Consider the following 21,526-nt stretch of genomic DNA (forward strand, 5'->3'; position numbering starts at 1 on the left):
CGGCTTTCGTTGCCCAGATCATGATCCAGGCGAATCTCGTTAACGGCACCGGTTTCAAGGAGTCTGATTTCCTCATCAGGCCCAGAATGCACTGGTGCCAACCTTCTGGTTCCAACCGCTCGGCGTGGCGTGATGCTGCAAGGCGTTGATGCGCAAGCTCCTCGCGTGCAGCGATGGAGCAACCCAAGGCCCCCGTGTGTGCGAAGCGCCTCCAGCCGCGAAGGCGCGCCGATGATTAGGATCGGCACCTTGGCTTAGAATCAGCGCTTTCCCGAAAGAACCGTCATGGCCGTGGCCATGAAGGGCTTTCATACTTGCAACCAAATGTGGTGAAGATGAGCAAGCCTTTCATTTCGCTATGTCCGGAGATCACTCGGGCAAATGCGCTGAGTTTGATGGACTGGTTGGATGATGAGAGCGTCATCCGCTATCTGAGTGATTCGCGCAATGTGTCGCGCTTCATCGAGCAGGTCATCGGTCGGGTCCAGTTGCCCATACTGACGCATCTGTTCAACCAGGGCGGCCGGTTCTTCATGGCCTACGACCGGCATGACGTGCCAGTGGGTTTTGTGCGCCTGGTCAAGACAGGTTCCGACTGCGAAATCGTGCTGGTCATAGGAGACCGCGACAACTGGGGCCGCAAGCTGGGTGCCAGCGCCATTCGCGAAGGCATGAAGCTGGCCTTCTTCGAGATGCGCGCCGAGAAGCTCAAGGCCAAGATCCACGTGGAAAATGCGCGCTCGCTCAAGGCCTTTCTGCGCTGCGGTTTCGAGCTGGAGAGCGAAACGCCTGCGCTGAATTCGTTTTCCATGACTTCGCAGCGCTATCTGCGGCTGCTGCGCGAAAGTGCTGCGCAGGATCCCACCGGGATCTACATCACCGAAATCGACAAGGCCCGCCTGAGCAGTCTGGTCGCGCTCGAGCAGGATGCGGCGGTGTTCGAGCTTGAACATGAGATCGAGCGGGCCATCGTTGTCGAGGCGCAGGAAGTCGCGGGCAATGTGGTCACGATGAACTCCAGGGCTTTGCTGCAGCTGGACGACGAGCCCGTGGAGGTGGCCCTGGTCTACCCGCAGGACGCGGACGACAGCGCAGGCAAACTGTCGGTGTGCTCCGGCATAGGCACGGCGATCCTGGGTTACAAGGAAGGCGACTTCATCGACTGGCGCGTTCCTGACCGCACCCGGCGTATCCGTATCGAAAAAGTGCTCTACCAGCCGGAAGCCGCGGGCGATTTCCACCTGTAGAAGCCCCTGGGAGGTGCAGGGCGCAGGCGTTCAGGCGTCCTGCGCAATCTGGCGCGCATACACGGCCAGCACGATGCGCTCGGAGTGCACCAGATAGTCGTTGAGCGCGGCCGAGGCTTCGGCCATCTGGTCGGCCTCGACCAATTCCATCAGGCGCTGGTTCATGCTCACATAAGGCGCGTGCAGGAACTCCGGATCGTTGAGCAATCCGAAGGCCAGGCGCAGCTCCACCAGCAGGTGGGAAAAGAAGCTGTTGAGGCGTTCGCTGTCGGCCATTTCGACCAGCGCCATGTGGAAATCCATGTTTGCCGTGCCCACGCCCTGCCAGTCGCCGGCGTCGCGGCAGGCGTGCGCCTTGTCGACCGCCTGGCGCATGCGCTTCTTTGCCGGATGGTAGGGGTAGGCCTGGGCCAGCGCCTGGCACTCGATCATGCGGCGCACGCGGTAGATGTCGATGATCGAGGCAATGCTGGGCGTGGCCACGAACACGCCGCGGTTGGGCGCATGCTTGAGCAGCCCTTCCTTGGTCAGCGAGCGAAACACTTCGCGCAGCGTGTTGCGCGAGATGTCCAGGTTCTCGCTCAACGCGGCTTCGGACAGCTTCTGCCCCGGCACGAACTCCCCCTGCACGATCTTCTGCCTGACCATGTCGGCCACGCGTTCGTTGAGGCTGGTGGTGGGGAGGGCGAGTTCGGAAGCGGAAGTCATGCGGGCGATCTGGAAAGTTCTTGCCCTGGCCGTTGCCCGGGCTGCGCGCCATTGTGCTGCCAATCCTGTCGATTGCCCCGGTGAACGGCATGGCTTGTAAGCGGGAAATGAGGGTAATTACTGATTCTGCAGACCCTCCAATGGCTTGCACAATCGGGTCATTGTTCATTCATTGTTTTATGAATGCTCAACCTTTTAGATTTATTGTTCAACAAAAATGCAAGGGCTGGTTTCCGAAACCGGCCCTTGCGCCGTTCTTCGTCCCATGGGCCAGGCGCGGGGCAAGTGGACCAGCGGGGCAGGGGCCTGCGGTCTGCCTGACCCACCCCGGCCCGGCATGCGGGATACAACGAAAGGTTTTCCTATGATTGCAGACGTCAGCCTTTGGCCCCTCATCGGGGTGGGCGTCATCATCGCGGGCTTCATCCTGCGCTTCAATCCGATGCTGGTGGTGATCGTCACCGCCATCGCCACGGCTTTTGCCGCGGGCTTCGGGCCGGAGAAGATCCTCGCCACCATAGGCACGGGTTTCATCAAGACCCGCAACCTGCCGCTGATCATCCTGCTGCCGCTGGCCGTGATCGGCCTGCTCGAGCGCCATGGTCTGCGCCAGCACGCACAGAACTGGATCAGTTCCATCAAGTCGGCCACCGCCGGCCGCCTACTGGTCGTGTATCTGGCTGCGCGTGAACTCACGGCCGCGATGGGCCTGACCAGTCTCGGCGGTCATCCCCAGATGGTGCGTCCGCTGCTGGCCCCCATGGCCGAAGGCGCGGCCGAGACCAAATACGGCACGCTGCCCCAGCGCATACGCCACAAGCTGCGCGCCAATGCAGCGGCCACCGACAACGTGGGCCTGTTCTTCGGTGAAGACATCTTCGTGGCGTTCGGCGCCATCGTGCTGATGGTCACCTTCCTGCGCGAAGCCGGCATCGAAGTCGAACCCATCCATGTCGCGCTGTGGGGCATTCCCACGGCCATCTGTGCCTTCCTGATCCACGGCTGGCGCATGTACCGCCTCGACAAGGTGCTGGACAAGGAACTCGGAGGCGGCCGTGCCGCGCAGGAAGTCGCCGCTGAGCAGGCGGCCGCAGCCAAGAGCGTGGAGGCGCGCTGATCATGATTCTGTCGATTCAACATCTTTACTATCTCGTCGGCGCCATCCTGGCGATCACGGCGCTGATGACGCTGGCCGACAAGGGCCATACGCGCCGCTATACCAGCGCCGCCTTCTGGGGCCTGTATTCGCTGGTCTTCCTGATCGGTGAGAAGCTGCCGCCCGAGTGGGTGGGCGTGGGCGTGATCGTCATGGCGCTGATTGCCGGCTTCGGCGGCGTGGGCGTGGGCAAGCACAAGCCGCGCACCGACGCGGAGTACATGGCCAGCGCCAAGCGCCTGGGCAACAAGCTGTTCGCTCCAGCGCTGGCGATTCCGCTGGTGACCGTGATCGGCACCTTGCTGCTGCGCAACATCAAGATCGGCGACGCGCTGCTGCTCGACCCCAAGAACACCACGCTGGTGAGCCTGGGTCTGGGCTGCATCGTGGCGCTGGGCCTGGCCTGCTATCTGACGCGCGAAACGCCGGTGCAGGGCATGCGAGAATCGCGCCGGCTGACCGACGCGCTCGGCTGGGCCGTGGTGCTGCCGCAGCTGCTGGGCATGCTGGGTCTGGTGTTCTCGGATGCCGGCGTGGGCAAGGCCGTGGCCTATGTGACCACAAGCTACATCAACATGGACATCCGTTTTGTCGCGGTCGCGGTCTACGTGCTGGGCATGGCGCTGTTCACCATCATCATGGGCAATGGCTTTGCTGCGTTCCCGGTGATGACCGGCGGCGTGGGCGTGCCCATCCTGATCGGCGTGTACGGTGGCGATCCTGCCGTGATGGCGGCCATCGGCATGTTCTCCGGCTACTGCGGCACCTTGCTGACCCCCATGGCGGCAAACTTCAACATCGTGCCCGCGGCGCTGCTGGAATTGCCCGACAAGAACGCGGTGATCAAGGCGCAGGCGCCGACGGCACTGGCGCTGCTGGTGGTCAATGTCTTCCTGCTGTATTTCCTGATGTTCCGCTGAGTGGCGGGGAGCGAGCGATGACTGAAACACTGAATCCTGCGATGACGGTCCTACTGACGGGCTTCGAGCCTTTCGACAAGGACACGGTCAATCCATCATGGGAAGTGGCGCGCGCGCTCGCGGGCTGGACTTTCGAGGCCCAAGGCCGCACGGCGCGCGTGCACGCGGTGCAGCTGCCTTGCGTGTTCGGCGCCGCGAACGACGTGCTGTTGCGGGCGCTCGATGAGTGCCGGCCCCAACTTGTGGTGTGCCTGGGGCTGGCCGGAAGCCGCACCGATATCACGCCTGAGCGCGTGGCCATCAACGTGAACGATGCGCGCATTCCAGACAATGCGGGTGCGCAGCCTATAGACACGCCGGTGGCCGCGGAGGGGCCAGTGGCCTATTGGTCCACTCTGCCGATCAAGGCCATTGCACGCGATCTGCGCGCCGCGGGCGTTCCGGCGTCGGTGTCGAACACTGCGGGCAGCTTTGTCTGCAACCATGTTTTCTATGCGCTGATGCATGCGCTCGCGCAGCAGGGCGACCAGGCGCGCGGCGGCTTTGTGCATCTGCCGCTGCTGCCCGAGCAAGCGGCGCGCATTCCGGGAGCGCCGAGCATGGCCCTGTCCACCCAGGTCGAAGGCATTCAGCAATTGCTGCGCACCGCGCTCACGGTGCAGGCCGACGTGCTTGAGACCGGCGGCAAGCTGCATTGAGCGGCACTCAATAAAGGAACATCACGATGTTGAAGATGGATTTGAACAGCGATCTGGGCGAAAGCCTGGGCGCCTGGCGCATGGGCGATGACGCGGCCATGCTGAAGATTGTCAGCAGCGCCAACGTCGCCTGCGGCTTCCATGCGGGCGACACCGCGGGCATTCTCAAGACCCTGCGCCAAGCCCAGGCCAATGGCGTGACCGTGGGCGCGCATGTCGCCTACCGCGATCTCGTGGGCTTTGGCCGGCGCAACATGGATGTCGCCAGCGAAGACCTCGTGGCCGACGTGATCTACCAGATCGGCGCGCTCCAGGGCCTGGCCACGGCTGCCGGCACGCGCGTGCGCTACGTCAAGCCGCATGGCGCGCTCTACAACACGATTGCCCATGACGCCCGCCAGGCGCGCGATGTGATCAATGCGATTCTCGCCATCGATGCGAGCCTGGTGCTGGTGTGCCTCGCGGGCTCGCCGCTGATCGGCTGGGCGCAGGACGCGGGCCTGACCACCGTTGCCGAAGCTTTTGCCGACCGCGGCTACATGCCCGACGGCAGCCTGGTGTCGCGGCGCGAAAAAGGCGCGGTGCTGCATGACGCCGACGAAGTCGCGGCGCGCATGCTGCGTCTGGTGCGCGAAGGCGTGGTCGCCGATCTCAACGGCAACGACGTGCGCATCCAGGCCGATTCGATCTGCGTGCATGGCGACAGCCCGGGCGCGGTCGAGATGGCGCGCGCCGTGCGCGCGCGCCTGCAGGACGCAGGCATCGCGATTTCGCCGTTTGTGAACTGAGCTGCCCATGCGTTTCCTGCCTGTCAATCTGAATGCGGTGCTGGTCGAACTCGATGACCTGGCCCAGACCCTGGCGCTGCTGCAGTCGCTGCAGACCGAGCCCGTGGCCGGCGTCGAGGAGCTGATTCCCGCGGCGCGCACCATCCTGGTCTATTTCAACCCGGCGCTGACGCAGTTGCCGCAGCTGATCGATGCGATCGGCGCGCGCAGCGTGGCGGCCCAGGTCGAGCGCTCCAGCCACCGCGTGCAGATTCCCGTGCATTACGACGGCGAAGACCTGCGGGAAGTCGCAGACATCCTGGGCGTCGCGCCTGCCGACGTGGTGCGCATGCACACCGGCGGCGAATATTCCGTGGCCTTCACGGGATTCGCGCCGGGCTTTGCCTATCTGTCGGGCGGCGACGCGCGGCTCGACGTGCCGCGGCGCAAGACGCCGCGCACGCGCATTCCCGCGGGCGCGGTGGGCCTGGCCGGCACGTTCAGCGGCGTCTATCCGCAGGCCAGCCCCGGCGGCTGGCAGATCATAGGCACGACCCCCGTGCAGATGTGGGACCTGGAGCGCGTCGCGCCTTCGTTGCTGCGCCCCGGCTACCGCGTGCAGTTCGTCGATATCGCCACCCTGTCGCCCGAAGCGCTGGCCGCGCTGATGACGGCCTGTGCGGGCGAACGCGTGGCTGCGCCGGCAGGCACGGGCGATGCGGCGGGCGCGGCGTTTCGCGTCGAGGCACCTGGCCTGCAGACGCTGTTCCAGGACGGCGGCCGGCTCGGTCATGCCGGGCAGGGCGTGGGCGCATCGGGCGCGATGGACCGTGGCGCGCTGCGCGCGGCCAACCGCGTGGTCGGCAATGTCGCCCATGGCCTGGGTGTCGACACCGCCTGTCTCGAAGTCGCCTATGGCGGCCTCACGCTCGAAGCCCTGCAGCCCGCAGTCCTTGCCGTGACCGGCGCCGACGCGCTGGTCGAAGTGCTGACGGCGCAGGGCCGGCGCTACGCCGTGAACACCTATGCGGCGCTGGCGCTCGATGCCGGCGATCGCCTGATCGTGGGCACGCCTGCGGCTGGCTCGCGCAACTATGTCGCCGTGCGCGGCGGCTGGAGCGTGGCGCCGGTGCTGGGCAGCGCGTCCACCGATACGCTGGCACGCGTAGGCCCGGCCGCGCTGGCCGCGGGCGATGCGCTGCGGGTGGGCAGCACTGCCGGCCTGCCGGCCGTGGCCCTGGCCGAGCAGGCCGCGTTCGCCATGCCGCGCGCCGATGAAGAGATATGTCTCGACGTGGTGCTGGGCCCGCGCACCGACTGGTTTGCCGAGCAGTCGCTGGAGCTGCTCTGCAGCCAGGCCTGGGCGGTCACGCCCCAGTCGAACCGCGTGGGCATACGCCTGCACGGCGATGTCGCGCTGACGCGCGCCCAGGCCAAGGAGCTGCCCAGCGAAGGCACGGCGCGCGGAGCGATCCAGGTGCCGGCCAGCGGCCAGCCCGTGCTGTTTCTTGCCGACCACCCGCTGACCGGCGGCTATCCCGTGATCGCCAGTGTGGCCAGCTACCACCTCGATCTGGCCGGGCAGATTCCGGTCAACGCGCGCGTGAAGTTCCGCGTGGTGCGCGCATTCGACGTCGCACAGACGGCGCCCGCCTGAGCCGCGGCCCCAAGACCTCACCAGTAAAGAATTGAAATGATGAAAAAAGTCCTGATTGCCAACCGTGGCGAGATCGCCGTGCGCGTGGCGCGCGCCTGCGCCGACTACGGCGTGAAGTCCGTTGCCGTCTATGCCGACGCCGACATCGATGCGCTGCACGCGCGCATGGCCGACGAAGCCTATGGCCTGGGCGGTGATCGCCCGGCCGACACCTATCTGCACATTGCCAAGCTGCTGGAGGTCGCGCGCAAGAGCGGCGCCGATGCCGTGCATCCCGGCTACGGTTTCCTGTCGGAAAGCGCGGCCTTTGCCCAGGCCGTGATCGATGCCGGCCTGATCTGGATAGGCCCCTCGCCGCAGGCCATCAGCCGCCTGGGCGACAAGGTCCAGGCGCGCAAGCTCGCCATCCAGGTCGGCGCGCCGCTGGTCGCCGGCACGGCCGAGCCCGTCAAGGACGCCCAGGAAGTCATTGATTTCGCCCAGCAGCACGGTCTGCCGGTGGCCATCAAGGCGGCGTTTGGCGGCGGTGGCCGCGGCATCAAGGTCGCATGGAAGCTCGAGGAAGTGGCCGAGCTGTACGAGTCGGCGGTGCGCGAGGCCGTGACGGCGTTTGGCCGCGGCGAGTGCTTTCTGGAGCAGTTCCTCGACCACCCGCGCCATGTCGAAGCCCAGGTGCTGGCCGACCAGCACGGCAACGTGCTGGTGCTGGGCACGCGCGACTGCTCGCTGCAGCGGCGCAACCAGAAGCTGGTCGAAGAGGCGCCCGCACCGTTTCTCAGCGATGAGCAGCGCGCGCGCATTCACCAGTCGGCCAAGGACATCTGCGCGGCTGCGGGCTATACCGGCGCGGGCACCGTCGAGTTCCTGCTGAGCCAGAACGGCGCGATTTCCTTCCTCGAAGTGAACACGCGACTGCAGGTCGAGCATCCCGTGACCGAGGAAACCACGGGCATCGACCTGGTGGTCGAGCAGCTGCGCATTGCCGACGGCCTGGCGCTGCGCGTGCTGGAGACCCCCGCGCCGCGCGGCCATGCGCTGGAGTTCCGCATCAACGCCGAAGACGTGGGCCGCGGCTTCGTGCCCACGCCCGGCGCGATCACGCTGTTCGAGGCACCTTCGGGCCCGGGCGTGCGCGTCGACTCGGGCGTGGTCACGGGCTCGGTCATTCCCGGCACCTTCGACTCGCTGATGGCCAAGCTGATCGTCACCGGCGCAACGCGCGAGCAGGCGATCGTGCGCGCGCGCCGCGCGCTCAAGGAGTTCCGCATCGAAGGCGTGGCCTCGGTGCTGCCTTTCCACCGCGCAGTGCTCGAGCAGTCCGATTTCACGGCCGAGACCGCGCAGGATTTCAAGGTGCACACGCGCTGGATTGAAACCGATTTCGCGCAGGACCTCGAAGCGGCCGCGCGCGTGACGCCGGTGGCCGATACCAGCTTGCAGCGCACGGTCATGGAAATCGACGGCCGGCGCGTGACGCTGGGTCTGCCCACGGCCTTGCTCGCGGGCCTGTCGTCGGGCGCGGCGCGTGCTGCCGACGACCCCGTGGCCGCTGCCGTTGACGCCTCGGCCGTGGCCGCGCCCGTGAGCGGCACCGTGCATGCCTGGAAAGTGGCGGACGGCGACGCCGTGCAGGCCGGCGACCTGATCGCGGTCATGGAAGCCATGAAAATGGAGATGCAGGTCACTGCCCACCGCGCCGGAACGATCACGATACGCGCCGCGGTCGGTGCCTATCAGCAGCAGGGCGCAGCGATAGCGAACATCGTTTAGGCCGTCCGGCAACGCGCCAGCTGTGCGGGACTTGCGCGACAGAGGTAAAATGCGCGCAAACACATTGTTTCAACGTACAAGGGCGAGAAAGGCAATCTGGTTATGACACCGCGAACTACATCCACGGAGATGTTCTCCGGCCGTTGAGGCCGGCGGTTCGCGCCTGCACGAGATTTTTGCTTTCTCTCCCTCTCAAGCGCGGACCTGTTCCGCGCTTTTTGTTTTTGGCACGGGCGCGCACCCAATCCCCCAGACAAGGTTAGACAAGGAATCCCATGATCCACATCACGCTCCCCGATGGCTCCCAACGCGAGTTTCCCGGCCCGGTCACCGTGGCTGACGTTGCTGCTTCGATAGGCACCGGCCTGGCCAAGGCCGCGCTGGCCGGCAAGATCGGCTCCGGCGACGCCGCCAAGGTCGTCGATACCAGCCACCTGATAGAGCAGGACGCGCAACTGGCCATCATCACGGCCAAGGACGCCGACGGCCTGGACGTCATCCGCCATTCGACCGCCCACTTGCTGGCCTATGCGGTCAAGGAACTGTTTCCCGATGCCCAGGTCACCATCGGCCCGGTGATTGAAAACGGCTTCTTCTACGACTTCGCCTACAAGCGCCCGTTCACGCCCGAAGATCTGGCAGCGATCGAGAAGCGCATGACCGAACTCGCCGCCAAGGACGAGCCCGTGGTGCGCCGCGTGCTGCCGCGCGACGAAGCCGTGGCCTACTTCAAGGGCCTGGGCGAGAACTACAAGGCCGAGATCATTGCCAGCATCCCCAGCAACGAGGATGTGAGCCTGTACCGCGAAGGCAACTTCGAGGACCTGTGCCGCGGCCCCCACGTGCCCAGCACCGGCAAGCTCAAGTTCTTCAAGCTGATGAAGGTCGCGGGCGCCTACTGGCGCGGCGACCACCGCAACGAGATGCTGCAGCGCGTCTACGGCACGGCCTGGGCCACCAAGGACGAATTGCAGCAATACCTGCGCATGCTGGAGGAAGCCGAGAAGCGCGACCACCGCAAGCTCGGCCGCGAACTCGATCTGTTCCATATCGACGAGCATTCGCCCGGCACGGTGTTCTGGCATCCCAAGGGCTGGACGCTGTGGCAGCAGGTCGAGCAGTACATGCGCGCCGTCTACCGCGACAACGGCTACCAGGAAGTCAAGGGTCCGCAGATCCTCGACAAGGGCCTGTGGGAGAAGACCGGCCACTGGGACAAGTATCGCGACGGCATGTTCGTCACCGAAAGCGAAAAGCGCGACTACGCGCTCAAGCCTATGAACTGCCCCGGCCACATCATCATCTTCAACCAGGGCATCAAGAGCTACCGCGACCTGCCGCTGCGCTACGGTGAGTTTGGCCAGTGCCACCGCAACGAGCCCACGGGCGGCCTGCACGGCATCATGCGCGTGCGCGGCTTCACGCAGGACGACGGCCACATCTTCTGTACCGAAGACCAGATTCAGCCCGAAGTGCAGGCCTTCAGCACGCTGCTGCAAAAGGTCTACGCCGACTTCGGTTTCACCGACATCATCTACAAGCTCGCCACGCGCCCCGAAGCGCGCATCGGCTCGGATGAAAGCTGGGACAAGGCCGAAAACGCACTGGCCGAAAGCCTGCGCGCTTCTGGCTGCGAGTTTGAAATCGCCCCTGGCGACGGCGCGTTCTACGGCCCCAAGATCGAGTACACGCTCAAGGACGCACTGGGCCGCCAGTGGCAGTGCGGCACCATCCAGGTCGACTTCTCGATGCCCGAGCGCCTCGACGCGGAATATGTGGGTGAGGACGGCAACCGCCATCGCCCCGTGATGCTGCACCGTGCGATCGTCGGCAGCCTGGAGCGCTTCATCGGCATCCTGATCGAGCAGCATGCTGGCGCATTGCCGGTCTGGCTTGCGCCCGTGCAGGCAGCGGTGCTCAACATCACCGACGCCCAGGGCGACTACTGTCGTGAAATTGCCGAAAAACTGCGAAAAGCCTTGCCGGGTCAAGACCTTCGCGTGGTTACTGACCTGCGCAACGAAAAGATTACGTATAAAATACGCGAGCATTCGTTGCAGAAGCTGCCCTATATCCTCGTCGCTGGCGACAAGGAAAAGGCAGCCGGAGCGGTTGCAGTGCGCGCCCGGGGCAACAAAGACCTCGGCGTGATGTCGGTCGACGCATTCATTGAATTGGTCGCCAGCGACATCGCCTCCAAGATCTGACTGAGATGTCAGCCTTTGGCTTGCGTGCACAGTGCACGCAAGCAGGCTACGCTGTTGTAGCCATTTATATTCAAGGGTGAAAACCATAGCTACTGAATTTCGCGATCGCCGTCACCGTGAGGAGCGCAAGCACCGCCTCAACCGTGAAATCATGGCGCCTGAAGTGCGTCTGTCCGGCCCAGAAAACGAGCCCCTCGGCATTGTTCCCATCATGGAAGCATTGCGCATGGCGGGCGAGTTGGACGTTGACCTGGTGGAAATCGCCGCTACTGCCAATCCGCCGGTCTGCCGGCTGATGGACTACGGCAAGTTCAAGTACCAGGAACAAAAGCGCGCCGCCGAGGCCAAGGCCAAGCAAACGGTCATCGAGATCAAGGAAGTCAAATTCCGTCCCGGTACCGACGACGGTGACTACAACATCAAGTTGCGCAACATTCGCCGCTTCCTCGCGGAAGGCGACAAGTGCAAGATCACGCTGCGTTTTCGCGGTCGCGAAATCACGCACCAGAACTTGGGTCTGGCCCTGCTCAATCGCATTCGCGATGATCTGGCCGACACGATTGCCGTCGAGCAGTTCCCCAAGCTCGAAGGTCGTCAGATGATCATGATGATTGCCCCGGCAAAGAAAAAGCCGGCACCGGCGAAGGCGCAGGGCGATGCGCCCACAACGCCCGCAGCTTGAGGCATAATCTAGCTCGCAGCGAAAGTGAGCCGTAAAGGCTCACTTTTTCTTTTGCGCTGCATGGTTCACGCCATGCAGCCAAGTGCGGTGGCCGATTCGTCGGTGGCCGCGCAGGCCGGCCTGAAATGGCTGGCAAAGAAGTGGCTCGGGGCCAACAAGTTCGCACTCCTTTGTGCGAACGCCTCACGAGCACAATTAACAGGAGCATTCACATGCCCAAAATGAAGACCAAGAGCAGCGCGAAGAAGCGATTCCGCGTTCGTCCCGGTGGCACCGTCAAGCGCGGTCAAGCCTTCAAGCGTCACATCTTGACGAAGAAGACCACCAAGAACAAGCGTCACCTGCGCGGTGCGGTTGCTGTGCACGAGACCAACATGGCCTCCGTCGCACAAATGCTGCCCGGCTTCGGCTTGTAATTAACTGACGAACAAGGAGTACTTACATGCCTCGCGTCAAACGTGGTGTAACGGCCCGTGCCCGTCACAAAAAAGTTCTGGCCCTCGCTAAGGGTTTTCGCGGTCGCCGCGGTAATGTCTTCCGTATCGCTAAACAAGCGGTAATGAAGGCTGGGCAATATGCCTACCGTGACCGTCGTAACAAGAAGCGCGTGTTCCGTCAGCTGTGGATTGCCCGTATCAACGCCGCTGCGCGTGAACTGGGTCTGACCTACAGCGTGTTCGCAAACGGCCTGAAGAAGGCATCGATTGAAATCGACCGCAAGATGCTGGCCGATATCGCGGTGCACGACAAGGCTGCTTTCGCCAGCATCGTGGAACAAGTCAAGGCCAAGCTGGCTGCTTGAGTTCACGGCCTGTAGCTACATAACCTGTAGCTGCTAATGCACTAACAACAAGGGCTAGAGCTTGAAAAGGCACTAGCCCTTGTTTATTTTCAAGAGTCGATATGAACGAGTTGGATTCTCTGGTCGAAAGCGCGCAACAACTGTTTGCGCAAGCCGTCACCCCTGCTGATCTGGAAAATGCCAAGGCCCAGTTCCTGGGCAAGTCCGGTCGTGTGACCGAACTGATGAAGGGCATGGCGCAGCTTTCCGTCGAGGAGAAGAAGTCGCGCGGCGCTCAGATCAACGTCGCCAAGCAGGCGATCGAAGCCGCGCTCACGGCACGCCGCCAGGCACTGGCCGATGCCGAACTGCAAACCCAACTCAAGGCCGAGGCGCTTGACGTGAGCCTGCCGGGCCGGCGTCGCGGCGCGGGTGGCCTGCACCCCGTGTCGCTGACGCTGGAGCGCATCGAAGGCATTTTTGCCTCGATGGGTTTCGACGTGGCCGACGGCCCCGAAATCGAGTCCGACTGGTTCAACTTCACTGCGCTCAACACGCCCGAAGACCATCCCGCGCGCTCGATGCACGACACCTTCTACGTCGAAGGCGGCACCGAGACCGCGCCCAACCTGCTGCGCACGCACACCAGCCCCATGCAGGTGCGCTATGCGGTGCAGCATGTGAAGAAATACCAGGCCCTGCTCGACGCGGGCCAGAGCATGCCCGAGATCCGCGTGATCGCGCCGGGCCGCACCTACCGCGTGGACAGCGATGCCACGCATTCGCCTATGTTCCACCAGTGCGAAGGCATATGGATAGGCGAGAACGTCAGCTTCAAGGACTTGAAGGTGGTGTTCACCGATTTCTGCCGCACGTTCTTCGAGAGCGACGATCTGGTGCTGCGTTTCCGCCCCAGTTTCTTCCCGTTCACCGAGCCCAGCGCCGAGATCGACATCCAGTTCCAGACCGGTCCGCTCGCAGGCAAGTGGCTCGAAGTCGCCGGCTCCGGCCAGGTGCACCCGAACGTGGTGCGCAACATGGGCCTGGACCCCGAGAAGTACATAGGCTTTGCCTTTGGCATGGGGCCAGACCGGCTGACCATGCTGCGCTACGGCGTCAACGACCTGCGCCTGTTCTTTGACGGCGACATCCGCTTCCTGTCGCAGTTCCAGTAAACACCGCACCCACTGTTGGCGCCTGCGTCTGGTACGCAGGCCCGTTTGAAGCCAAAGAGTCTGACTATGCAATTCCCTGAATCCTGGTTGCGCGCGTTCTGCAACCCGCCCCTGAGCACTACCGAACTCGCGCACACCCTGACCATGGCCGGTCTGGAAGTCGAGGAGCTCGCTCCCGTCGCGCCGCCGTTCACCGGCATCGTGGTCGGTGAAATCAAGGAGGCCGTACAGCATCCGAATGCCGATCGCCTGCGCGTGTGCCAGGTCGATGTGGGCCAGGCCGAGCTGCTGACCATCGTCTGCGGCGCGCCCAACGCGCGCGTGGGCATTCGCATTCCCTGCGCCATGGTCGGCGCCGAGCTGCCCGCGGGCGACGACGGCAAGCCTTTCCTGATCAAGATCGGCAAGCTGCGCGGCGTCGAAAGCTACGGCATGCTGTGCTCGGCCAAGGAGCTCAAGCTCGCCGACGACAATGGCGGCCTGCTCGAGCTGCCGCTCGACGCGCCGCTGGGCCAGGACATCCGCAAGTATCTGGACCTCGACGACACGCTGTTCACGCTCAAGCTCACGCCCAATCTGGCGCATTGCCTGAGCGTCTACGGCATTGCGCGCGAAGTCGCGGCCCTGACCGGCGCGCCCTTGCAGGCACCGACGTTCACGCCCGCAGCGGTGGCCAGCGACGCCCGCCTGGGCGTGAAGATCAGCGCGCCCGATCTGTGCGGCCGCTTCTCGGGCCGCGTGATCCGCAACGTCAACACCCAGGCCAAGACCCCGGCGTGGATGGTCGACCGCCTGGCGCGCTGCGGCCAGCGCAGCGTCGCGCCGCTGGTCGACATCTCGAACTACGTGATGTTCGAGCTGGGCCGTCCGTCGCACATTTTCGACCTCGACAAGATCCACGGCGGCCTCGATGTGCGCTGGGGCCGTCCCGGCGAGCAGCTCAAGCTGCTCAACGGCAACACGGTGACGGTGGACGCCCAGGTCGGCGTGATTGCCGATGACCAGGCCATTGAATCGCTGGCCGGCATCATGGGCGGCGACGCCACGGCGGTGTCCGACGACACCCGCCATATCTACGTCGAAGCCGCGTTCTGGTGGCCGCGCGCGATTGCCGGGCGCTCGCGCCGCTTCAATTTCTCGACCGACGCCGGCCACCGCTTCGAGCGCGGCGTCGACCCCAGCCTCACGGTGGAGCATATCGAGCGCATCACCGAGCTGGTGCTGGAAATCTGCGGCACGCCCGAGACGCAATGCGGCGCCATCGACGACCAGATCGTCAACGTGCCCACGCCCCAGCCGGTGCAGCTGCGCGTGGCGCGCGCCGCCAAGGTCATAGGCATGCCCGTGAGCCAGCAGCAGTGCTTCGACGCGCTGCAGGGCCTGGGCCTGGGCGTGACACAGGGCGAGGGCGTGCTCACGGTGACGCCGCCGTCGTACCGCTTCGACATCGCGCTGGAAGAAGACCTGATCGAGGAAGTCGCGCGCATGCTGGGCTACGGCCAGCTGCCGACCACGCCGCCGCTGGCGCCGATCACGCCCAAGCTGCGCGCCGAGAACCAGCGCAGCAGCTTCGCCGTGCGCCGCGAACTCGCGGCCCTGGGCTACCAGGAAACCATCAACTTCAGCTTTGTCGAAGAGCGCTGGGAGCACGAGCTTGCCGGCAATGCCAACCCGATCAAGCTGCTCAACCCGATTGCCAGCCATCTGAGCGTGATGCGCAGCTCGCTGCTGGGTTCGCTGCTGCAGGTCGTCAAGTTCAACCTGGACCGCAAGGCCCAGCGGGTGCGCGTGTTCGAGCTCGGCCGCGTGTTCCTGCGCGACGCCAGCGTGCAAAGCACCGACACCACGGTGCAGGGCTTTGACCAGCCGATGCGTGTTGCCGGCATGGCCTGCGGCCCGGCCGACCAGCTGCAATGGGGCCGCAAGGACCAGGCGGTCGATTTCTACGACATCAAGGGCGATGTGGAAGCCTTGCTCGCGCCGCTGCGTCCTGGCTTCGAAGCGGCCGAGCATCCGGCCATGCATCCCGGCCGCTGCGCGCGCGTGCTGCTCGACGGCAAGGCCATTGGTTTCGTCGGCGAGCTGCATCCGCAGTGGCGCCAGGGCTGGGAGCTGCCCCAGGCGCCCGTGATGTTCGAGCTGGAGCTCGACGCCGTGCAACTGCGCCAGGTTCCCCAGTTCCGCGCCGTCGCCAAGCACCAGTCGGTGGAGCGTGATATTGCCGTGGTCGTCGCCGAATCGGTGACCCATGCCGAGATCATGGCCGCCGTGGAAGCCGCGGCAGCGCATACGGTGCTGCGCTCGGCCGTGCTGTTCGACGTGTTCCGCGCCAAGCCTTTGCGCGCCGGTGAAGTGCCGGCCGCGGGTGCGCTCGCGCCCAATGAGAAGAGCCTGGCCGTGCGCCTGCTGCTGGGCAGCGATACCGCCAGCCTGACCGAAGCCGAGATCGAAGCCGCGATGGCGGCCGTGATCGAGCAGCTGGTGGCGCGCTGCGCTGCGCGCCTGCGCGGATGATGGATTCGGTTGTGTTTTCCCACGACAAGGGGTCTACCATGGAATTGGCCATTGAAAGCCTGGACAGCCCCGCGCTGACCAAGGCCCAGCTAGCGGATTTGCTGTTCGACCAGATCGGCCTGAACAAGCGCGAGTCCAAGGAAATGGTGGATGCGTTCTTCGACCTGGTTTCGCAAAGCCTGGTTGAAGGCGATGACGTCAAGCTCTCGGGCTTTGGCAACTTCCAGATCCGCACCAAGGCGCCGCGCCCGGGGCGCAATCCGCGCACCGGCGAGCTGATTCCCATCCAGGCGCGCCGCGTGGTGACGTTCCATGCGAGCACCAAGCTCAAGGAGCAGATCCAGAGCGGCGAGACGTCCGCCTCGGTCGCATAACCGGCCTTTGCCCGCACAGGGCGATTGCGCATGGCGGCATGGCGGTGGCTGCGGTAGCCTTGTCAGGTTGATGATTGGAGATGCTTCCGATGTCCCAGGGAACCCCGCTGCCGCCCATTCCGGCCAAACGCTACTTCACCATTGGCGAAGTGGCGCAATTGTGTTGCGTGAAGCCGCATGTGCTGCGTTATTGGGAGCAGGAATTCACCCACCTGCGTCCCGTCAAGCGCCGCGGCAACCGGCGCTACTATCAGCACCATGAACTGCTGATGATCCGCCGCATACGCGAGCTGCTTTATGACCAGGGCTTCACCATACAAGGCGCGCGTGCGCGCCTGCGCGAAGCGGGTGCGCCGGGTGCCGAGGAGGGCGCCGATGGCTATGGCTTTGAGTTGGTATCGGCTGAATGGCGTGAGCACGAGGCCCGCGATGGCGCATTGGTGGCGCTCGATTCTTCGGCGGTTCGCCAGGAGCTTTTGCAAATTCGCGAGTTGTTGTCGGTGTAAGCGGTTTTTCGGTATATAATTCAATTCTCGTCGGCGTGTAGCGCAGCCTGGTAGCGCACTTGCATGGGGTGCAAGGGGTCGAAGGTTCGAATCCTTTCTCGCCGACCACAATCCCCAAAAAGGGTCAGCAGATTTTTCTGCTGACCCTTTTTTGTTTTCTGCCGTTTTGGGCGCAGCATGGCTGTGTCTTGAATGCAAAAGGACCGACCATGATGGATGGATTGATTGCCGGGCGGCTTTACGGCACGCCCGAGCAACGCACGAGCAAGACCGGCAAGCCTTTCATGGTGGCGCGCATGCGCGCCGAATGCGGCGACGGCGAGAACCTGTTTGTCAACGTGATTGCCTTTGACGCCGCGCCCTGCGCCGCGCTCGAAGCGCTGCGCGAAGGCGATGCGATCGCGATTGCCGGGCCGATCACGCCCAAGGTCTGGACCGACAAGCAGGGCATCGTCCACCCCGCGCTGGACGCGATTGCCCACCAGGTGCTCACGGCCTACCATGTGGAGCACAAGCAGCGCCAGGTGCTCTCGGGCCAGACCGGCCAGGAAGCCCAGCGCGACGACTGAGGGCTGCTTATTCAATTTTGGAATAAGCAGCTGATTATTTAATCGGAAAATTCGCCAGGGTTTGCGCGTACAGTGCTTTCATTCCGAATTTTTGATTGAAGGCATTCCGTGAACAAGCGCCAACTTTTGCAGTCCACTTTGGCTTTGGGCCTGGCCCTGGCAGCTCCCCTGGCCGCCGTGGCCCAGGACAAGACATCGATCAAGATCGGTGTCACCGCCGGTCCCCACGCCCAGATTTTCGAGCAGGTCAAACAGGTCGCCGAAAAGCAGGGCCTGAAGATCCAGGTGGTCGAGTTCGGTGATTACGTCCAGCCCAATGCCGCGCTGGCCGCGGGTGATCTGGATGCCAACAGCTACCAGCATCTGCCTTACCTCGATGCCCAGGTCAAGGACCGCGGCTACAAGCTGGTGCGCGTGGCCGACACGGTCAACTTCCCCATCGGCCTGTATTCGAAGAAGGTCAAGAAGCTCGCCGATCTGCCCCAGGGCGCGAAGTTCGGCATCCCGAACGACCCGACCAACGGCGGCCGCGTGCTGCTGCTGCTGCAGGCCCAGGGCCTGATCAAGCTCAAGGAAGGCGCAGGCCTCAAGGCCACGCCGCTGGACGTGGTGTCCAACCCCAAGAAGCTGCGCTTTGTCGAACTCGACGCTGCCCAGCTGCCGCGCTCGCTGGACGACCTCGATGCTTCGGCCATCAACACCAACTTCGCGATCTCGGCCGGCCTGAACCCCAAGACCGATTCGATCGCGCAGGAAAGCGCCAAGAACCCCTACGTCAACATTCTGGTGGTGCGTGACGCCGACAAGAACCAGCCCTGGGTCGCCAAGCTGATCAAGGTCTACCAGTCGCCCGAAGTGCGCCAGTTCATCGAGACCCAGTTCAAGGGTTCGGTCGTGCCCGCGTTCTAAACGACGCTGCTGTGCTCTCATTGAGCACGCCGAAAAAAGCCAGTGCCGCCTTGTGCCGCGCTGGCTTTTTTCATGCCGCCGGGAGCGGCGGGTGCTTGGGGTTGACCACGATGCATCCCGATTCTTTATTAGTAAAAATGCATAAGCATGCGCTTTTAAATTCGTTGGTGGATTGGGGGGATGGCGTCACACTTCCATCCATTCCCATGTCGGCGAATGGCGTATTGAGAGCGCAGATTCGCGACGCGCAATCTGCGGTTGCCCGCCCCGGCATCGGACCCTTGAAGACAGGCGCAAGCCGCTGATTCCCCGGTTCCGGCGGTTCAGTTTCCAACAACATGATTGCATGAGCCAGAACACCGCAGATCCGGTCCAGAGACCGCCCATCATCCGCTTGCGCGATGTAAAGAAGAAGTTCATCACGGCCGACGGCGGCCTGTTCGAGGCCGTCAAATCGGTCACCCTGGATGTGCGCCAGGGCGAGATATTCGGCCTGATCGGCAAGAGCGGCGCGGGCAAGTCGACGCTGCTGCGCCTGATCAACCTGCTCGAGCGCCCCGATGCGGGCGAAGTCATCGTTGCCGGACGCGAGCTCACGCAGCTCAGCCGCAAGGAGCTGCGCGAAGCGCGCCAGAACATCGGCATGATCTTCCAGCAGTTCAACCTGCTGCAGAACGCCAGCGTGTTCGACAACGTGGCCTTTCCGCTGAAGATACACGGCGGGCTGTCGCGTGCCCAGATCGACGCGCGCGTGCGCGAATGCCTGGCGCTGGTCGGCTTGTCGGAAAAGATGGCCAGCTATCCGGCGCAGCTGTCGGGCGGCCAGAAGCAGCGCGTGGCAATTGCGCGTGCGCTGGCGCCGCGCCCCCAGGTGCTGCTGTGCGACGAGCCGACTTCGGCGCTCGACAGCGAAACCACGCGCTCGCTGCTCGAGACGCTGCGCGACATCCAGCAGAAGACCGGCGTGACCATCGTCATCGTGACGCACGAGCTGTCGGTGGTCGAGGTGCTGTGCAGCGAGGTGGCGATCATCGAAGGCGGGCATCTGGTCGAACAGTTCTCCTTGCACGGGCCGAGCGCTGCGCGCACCACGCTGCTGGGCCAGGAAATCGAAGCCCTGCGCGAGCGCACGGCGCGCGAAGCGCGCTGGAGCGCGCAATCGTCTGTTTCTTCATCATCCGCTGCGGCCGCGGCCCAGGAGCTGCACCATGTCTGAGAACATCGCCGCCATTCTTCCCGAGCTGTGGCTGGCCATGGCCCAGACCGCCTTGATGCTGGGCATAGGCCTGACGGCCGCGGTGGTTCTCGGCGGACCGCTGGGCGTGCTGCTGTTCCTGCTGGGCCCGGGCCAGTCGCTGGACAACAAGCCGGCGTTCATCGTGCTCAACTGGATCGTGAACACGGTGCGCTCGTTTCCTTTCATCATCCTGCTGGTGGCGCTGGTGCCGTTCACGCGGGTGATTGCCGGCACGTCGATAGGCCCGCTGGCCGCGGCCGTGCCGCTGTCGATTGCGGCAATTCCGTATTTCGCCCGACTGGTCGACCAGTGCCTGCGCGAAGTGCCGCGCGGCGTGATCGAAGCCGCGCATGCGATGGGCGCTTCGGAGCTGCAGATCGTCTGGCGCGTGCTGGTGGTCGAAGCGCGTTCTGGCCTGGTGCTGGCGCTCACGGTGCTGGCGGTGAGCTTCCTGTCGTACTCGGCCATTGCCGGCGTGGTCGGCGGCGGCGGCATTGGCGACCTGGCGATCCGCTACGGCTACTACCGCTTCCAGACCGATGTGATGGTGCTCACGGTCACCATCCTGGTGGTGCTGGTGCAGATCCTGCAGTTTGTCGGCAACACCGCGGCGCGGCGCCTGGACAAGCGCGGCTGAAGCGGCGAATTTTTTCCCGGCCGCGCGGCGGCCTTATTTTTTCTGCGTTGTTTCTCTTTTGGAAAGAGGTTTGAGATGAAGAATTCCGTTGTGCGTCGTTCCCTGCTGGCAGCGGCCGTGGCTGCCGTGACCCTTGTCGGCGTGGCCGCACCCGTGCAGGCCCAGGCCAAGAAGGACCTGGTCATAGGCGGCACCGCCGGCTCGAACATCGACCAGCTCAAGCAAGGCATCGTGCCCATCCTGGAAAAGAAGGGCTACAAGGTCAAGCTGGTCGAATTCAACGATTACGTGCAGCCCAACCTGGCCCTGGCCCAGGGTTCGCTGGACGCGAACTTCTTCCAGCACCGCGTCTACCTGCAGAAGTTCGCCGCCGACCAGAAGCTCGACATCGTCGAGCTGGTGCAAGGCCCGATCGCGCCCCTGGGCGTGTACTCGAACAAGCGCAAGACGCTGGAAGAAGCCAAGACCGGTGACCGCGTGACGCTGCCCAACGACCCGAGCAATCTGGCGCGCGCACTGGTGCTGCTCGAGCAGAACCAGCTGGTGAAGATCAAGCCCGGCATCGACCCGCTGCGCGCCTCGGAAAAGGACCTGGTCGAGAACCCGCGCAAGCTCAAATTCATTCCGCTCGAAGCCGCGCAACTGCCGCGCTCCATCGGCGACACCGAATACGCGATCATCAATGGCAACTTCGCGATCTCCTCGGGCCTGAAGCTCACGGAAGCCGTGAAGCTGGAAAAGACGCCCGACCACTACCTGAACGTGGTGGCCGTCAAGCGCGCCGACAAGGATTCGGCCTGGGCCAAGGACCTCGAGGCGGCCTACCGCTCGAACGAGTACAAGGCCGTCGTGGACAGCAAGTTCCAGGGCTACGCCAAGCCCGCGTTCCTGCAGTAAGCGGCTGGCGGCCCGCTGGCAACCTGCTGTCTGTAGGACGCAGACCACGGGCCCGGCCACCTGGGGCTTCCATAATGGGAAGCCCTTTTTTGTTTTTGACGCAAGGAGTTTTCAT

The 21,526-nt window shown here is 64.1% G+C and carries 21 protein-coding genes and 1 tRNA gene; 21 read left to right on the top strand and 1 reads right to left on the bottom strand.

Annotated features, from left to right (window positions below):
• Positions 1-335: 335 nt before the first annotated feature.
• Complete coding sequence (locus tag RR928_RS17920; RefSeq protein ID WP_332538645.1) at positions 336-1,247, top strand: bifunctional GNAT family N-acetyltransferase/nucleoside diphosphate kinase regulator; 912 nt, start codon at positions 336-338, stop codon at positions 1,245-1,247.
• 30 nt (positions 1,248-1,277) lie between these two features.
• On the opposite strand, the gene RR928_RS17925 is transcribed toward RR928_RS17920, so the two are convergent.
• On the bottom strand, positions 1,278-1,955 hold the full coding sequence (locus RR928_RS17925) for a GntR family transcriptional regulator (RefSeq protein ID WP_332538647.1): 678 nt from the start codon (positions 1,953-1,955) through the stop codon (positions 1,278-1,280).
• 364 nt (positions 1,956-2,319) lie between these two features.
• On the opposite strand from RR928_RS17925, the gene RR928_RS17930 reads away from it, so the two are divergent.
• The 20 genes from RR928_RS17930 (at position 2,320) to RR928_RS18025 (ending at position 21,411) form a co-directional block, all read left to right on the top strand.
• A complete protein-coding gene (locus tag RR928_RS17930; RefSeq protein WP_332538648.1) occupies positions 2,320-3,072 on the top strand; it encodes a DUF969 domain-containing protein in 753 nt (250 codons plus the stop codon).
• A 2-nt stretch (positions 3,073-3,074) separates the two neighbouring features.
• Entirely contained in the window at positions 3,075-4,031 is a 957-nt protein-coding gene (locus RR928_RS17935) for a DUF979 domain-containing protein (protein ID WP_332538649.1), read from the top strand.
• 17 nt (positions 4,032-4,048) lie between these two features.
• Entirely contained in the window at positions 4,049-4,729 is a 681-nt protein-coding gene (gene pcp, locus RR928_RS17940) for a pyroglutamyl-peptidase I (protein ID WP_332538650.1), read from the top strand.
• Positions 4,730-4,758: 29 nt separating this feature from the next.
• Positions 4,759-5,517, top strand: coding sequence for a LamB/YcsF family protein (locus RR928_RS17945; RefSeq protein ID WP_332538665.1), 759 nt, complete (start codon positions 4,759-4,761; stop codon positions 5,515-5,517).
• 7 nt (positions 5,518-5,524) lie between these two features.
• Positions 5,525-7,153, top strand: a complete 1,629-nt coding sequence (locus RR928_RS17950) for a carboxyltransferase domain-containing protein (protein WP_332549183.1) — start codon at positions 5,525-5,527, stop codon at positions 7,151-7,153.
• Positions 7,154-7,192: 39 nt separating this feature from the next.
• Positions 7,193-8,923, top strand: a complete 1,731-nt coding sequence (locus RR928_RS17955) for an acetyl/propionyl/methylcrotonyl-CoA carboxylase subunit alpha (RefSeq protein ID WP_332538666.1) — start codon at positions 7,193-7,195, stop codon at positions 8,921-8,923.
• Between the two features lie 275 nt (positions 8,924-9,198).
• A complete protein-coding gene (gene thrS / locus RR928_RS17960) occupies positions 9,199-11,130 on the top strand; it encodes a threonine--tRNA ligase (protein WP_332538653.1) in 1,932 nt (643 codons plus the stop codon).
• Positions 11,131-11,206: 76 nt separating this feature from the next.
• Positions 11,207-11,812: a translation initiation factor IF-3 gene (infC, locus tag RR928_RS17965; protein ID WP_213299876.1), complete on the top strand. Its 606-nt coding sequence runs from the start codon at positions 11,207-11,209 to the stop codon at positions 11,810-11,812.
• A 212-nt stretch (positions 11,813-12,024) separates the two neighbouring features.
• The gene (gene rpmI / locus RR928_RS17970) at positions 12,025-12,228 is read left to right on the top strand and encodes a 50S ribosomal protein L35 (RefSeq protein WP_159912882.1); all 204 of its coding nucleotides are present in this window, start codon (positions 12,025-12,027) and stop codon (positions 12,226-12,228) included.
• Between the two features lie 26 nt (positions 12,229-12,254).
• Positions 12,255-12,614, top strand: coding sequence for a 50S ribosomal protein L20 (gene rplT, locus RR928_RS17975; RefSeq protein WP_213299879.1), 360 nt, complete (start codon positions 12,255-12,257; stop codon positions 12,612-12,614).
• A 101-nt stretch (positions 12,615-12,715) separates the two neighbouring features.
• On the top strand, positions 12,716-13,768 hold the full coding sequence (gene pheS, locus RR928_RS17980; protein WP_332538654.1) for a phenylalanine--tRNA ligase subunit alpha: 1,053 nt from the start codon (positions 12,716-12,718) through the stop codon (positions 13,766-13,768).
• 66 nt (positions 13,769-13,834) lie between these two features.
• Positions 13,835-16,282, top strand: a complete 2,448-nt coding sequence (gene pheT, locus RR928_RS17985) for a phenylalanine--tRNA ligase subunit beta (protein ID WP_332538655.1) — start codon at positions 13,835-13,837, stop codon at positions 16,280-16,282.
• Positions 16,283-16,320: 38 nt separating this feature from the next.
• Positions 16,321-16,656, top strand: coding sequence for an integration host factor subunit alpha (locus tag RR928_RS17990; protein WP_213299886.1), 336 nt, complete (start codon positions 16,321-16,323; stop codon positions 16,654-16,656).
• An 80-nt stretch (positions 16,657-16,736) separates the two neighbouring features.
• Complete coding sequence (locus RR928_RS17995; RefSeq protein ID WP_332683617.1) at positions 16,737-17,162, top strand: MerR family transcriptional regulator; 426 nt, start codon at positions 16,737-16,739, stop codon at positions 17,160-17,162.
• Between the two features lie 31 nt (positions 17,163-17,193).
• Positions 17,194-17,270, top strand: a tRNA-Pro gene (locus tag RR928_RS18000).
• A gap of 101 nt (positions 17,271-17,371) precedes the next feature.
• Positions 17,372-17,731, top strand: a complete 360-nt coding sequence (locus RR928_RS18005) for a single-stranded DNA-binding protein (protein WP_332538656.1) — start codon at positions 17,372-17,374, stop codon at positions 17,729-17,731.
• A 108-nt stretch (positions 17,732-17,839) separates the two neighbouring features.
• Positions 17,840-18,640 (top strand): MetQ/NlpA family ABC transporter substrate-binding protein, encoded by an 801-nt coding sequence (locus RR928_RS18010; protein ID WP_332683609.1) that lies wholly within the window; start codon positions 17,840-17,842, stop codon positions 18,638-18,640.
• A gap of 346 nt (positions 18,641-18,986) precedes the next feature.
• Positions 18,987-19,856 carry a methionine ABC transporter ATP-binding protein gene (locus RR928_RS18015; protein ID WP_332549181.1) on the top strand — a complete coding sequence of 290 codons (870 nt, stop codon included), beginning with the start codon at positions 18,987-18,989 and terminating at the stop codon, positions 19,854-19,856.
• Positions 19,849-20,514 carry a methionine ABC transporter permease gene (locus RR928_RS18020; RefSeq protein WP_332538659.1) on the top strand — a complete coding sequence of 222 codons (666 nt, stop codon included), beginning with the start codon at positions 19,849-19,851 and terminating at the stop codon, positions 20,512-20,514. The genes RR928_RS18015 and RR928_RS18020 overlap by 8 nt, the downstream gene beginning before the upstream one ends.
• A gap of 75 nt (positions 20,515-20,589) precedes the next feature.
• Positions 20,590-21,411: a MetQ/NlpA family ABC transporter substrate-binding protein gene (locus RR928_RS18025; RefSeq protein ID WP_332683612.1), complete on the top strand. Its 822-nt coding sequence runs from the start codon at positions 20,590-20,592 to the stop codon at positions 21,409-21,411.
• The last annotated feature ends 115 nt before the right edge of the window (positions 21,412-21,526 follow it).

Source organism: Comamonas sp., assembly GCF_036666375.1.
Lineage (GTDB): Bacteria > Pseudomonadota > Gammaproteobacteria > Burkholderiales > Burkholderiaceae_C > Comamonas.

Bases quoted from the DNA above. Each gene is read 5' to 3' on its own strand.
- RR928_RS17920 (WP_332538645.1), top strand. From the start codon at position 336: ATGAGCAAGCCTTTCATTTCGCTATGTCCGGAGATCACTCGGGCAAAT.
- RR928_RS17925 (WP_332538647.1), bottom strand. From the start codon at position 1,955: ATGACTTCCGCTTCCGAACTCGCCCTCCCCACCACCAGCCTCAACGAA.
- RR928_RS17930 (WP_332538648.1), top strand. From the start codon at position 2,320: ATGATTGCAGACGTCAGCCTTTGGCCCCTCATCGGGGTGGGCGTCATC.
- RR928_RS17935 (WP_332538649.1), top strand. From the start codon at position 3,075: ATGATTCTGTCGATTCAACATCTTTACTATCTCGTCGGCGCCATCCTG.
- pcp (WP_332538650.1), top strand. From the start codon at position 4,049: ATGACTGAAACACTGAATCCTGCGATGACGGTCCTACTGACGGGCTTC.
- RR928_RS17950 (WP_332549183.1), top strand. From the start codon at position 5,525: ATGCGTTTCCTGCCTGTCAATCTGAATGCGGTGCTGGTCGAACTCGAT.
- RR928_RS17955 (WP_332538666.1), top strand. From the start codon at position 7,193: ATGAAAAAAGTCCTGATTGCCAACCGTGGCGAGATCGCCGTGCGCGTG.
- thrS (WP_332538653.1), top strand. From the start codon at position 9,199: ATGATCCACATCACGCTCCCCGATGGCTCCCAACGCGAGTTTCCCGGC.
- rpmI (WP_159912882.1), top strand. From the start codon at position 12,025: ATGCCCAAAATGAAGACCAAGAGCAGCGCGAAGAAGCGATTCCGCGTT.
- rplT (WP_213299879.1), top strand. From the start codon at position 12,255: ATGCCTCGCGTCAAACGTGGTGTAACGGCCCGTGCCCGTCACAAAAAA.
- pheS (WP_332538654.1), top strand. From the start codon at position 12,716: ATGAACGAGTTGGATTCTCTGGTCGAAAGCGCGCAACAACTGTTTGCG.
- pheT (WP_332538655.1), top strand. From the start codon at position 13,835: ATGCAATTCCCTGAATCCTGGTTGCGCGCGTTCTGCAACCCGCCCCTG.
- RR928_RS17990 (WP_213299886.1), top strand. From the start codon at position 16,321: ATGGAATTGGCCATTGAAAGCCTGGACAGCCCCGCGCTGACCAAGGCC.
- RR928_RS17995 (WP_332683617.1), top strand. From the start codon at position 16,737: ATGCTTCCGATGTCCCAGGGAACCCCGCTGCCGCCCATTCCGGCCAAA.
- RR928_RS18005 (WP_332538656.1), top strand. From the start codon at position 17,372: ATGATGGATGGATTGATTGCCGGGCGGCTTTACGGCACGCCCGAGCAA.
- RR928_RS18015 (WP_332549181.1), top strand. From the start codon at position 18,987: ATGAGCCAGAACACCGCAGATCCGGTCCAGAGACCGCCCATCATCCGC.
- RR928_RS18020 (WP_332538659.1), top strand. From the start codon at position 19,849: ATGTCTGAGAACATCGCCGCCATTCTTCCCGAGCTGTGGCTGGCCATG.
- RR928_RS18025 (WP_332683612.1), top strand. From the start codon at position 20,590: ATGAAGAATTCCGTTGTGCGTCGTTCCCTGCTGGCAGCGGCCGTGGCT.